The 847-nt window shown below is 43.6% G+C and carries 1 protein-coding gene; it reads left to right on the top strand.

The window, feature by feature from the left end; translation table 11 throughout:
• Positions 1 to 847, top strand: an 847-nt coding sequence (bcsE, locus tag R8N47_RS24335) for a cellulose biosynthesis protein BcsE (protein WP_318185996.1), incomplete at both ends; no start/stop codon positions are given.

Raw genomic sequence — 847 nt, 5'->3', positions numbered from 1 at the left:
TGACGCTCGCTACTGCTATCTTGTGGATTTTTGGTCCAATAAACACGGTGTAATTTCCCAAGACGAGTACCTTCTCTCTAGCACTAAAGATAAGAAGCTAAAAGCAACGCCTTACGAAACGCATCAATCTCATGTCATGCCAGAAGACAAATCGGATAGCGATAGAATCTATGTCAGCAGAAGAGCTTTCAGAGAAAGCGTGAAAGCCCCAAAAGGGATGCGTATGGCCGAGAGTAATCAAGAACTCATAGCGATGTTAAACAACCCTCGCTCTTCAACTATTGTTTTCAGCTGTGATAACCAAAGCGAAGTTCAACAGATCGCGTTAGATTGCTACCGTTTAAGGTCCGCGTATGGCCGTCAGCTAAAGATTATTGTCAGGGAGACCCAACAATGTCTGAGATATGCAGATGAAAAGTTCTTACTTCGCGCGGGGGCGAACTTCATTTCACATGCGCAGATCCCCCATATGCGCTTTATGACTCAGGTTGAAGCAATTCAAGGCCAAATGCTTACACGCCCAATTCCTGACAGTTTAGAGGCGCTCTTAAAGTATGACCTTAAGTTTGGTAGCAAAGGCTACTTACAAAACCAGGACTTTAACCAATACTGTATTGACGTCATTTCCCACTCAACACACTCAAGTGTGAACTTTGCGCTCATCAAGCTGAACTTATTGCCAGGCATGACGGCAGAGGAATGTTTACGTCTTTGCCATGTTCGAAGAGATGGCGACGTTGTGACAGCCTGCAAAAAAGCTCTATATGTCTTGTTCAGTGCTATTCGACAAAGCGATATTGATATTGCACTAAACAATATATTTGAGTTTCCAGTGAGAGACTTGTTT

It is taken from the genome of Vibrio sp. 2132-1, from assembly GCF_033344315.1.
The sequence above is the reverse complement of the archived record's forward strand: the minus strand, read 5'-3'. Positions and strand labels throughout refer to the sequence as shown.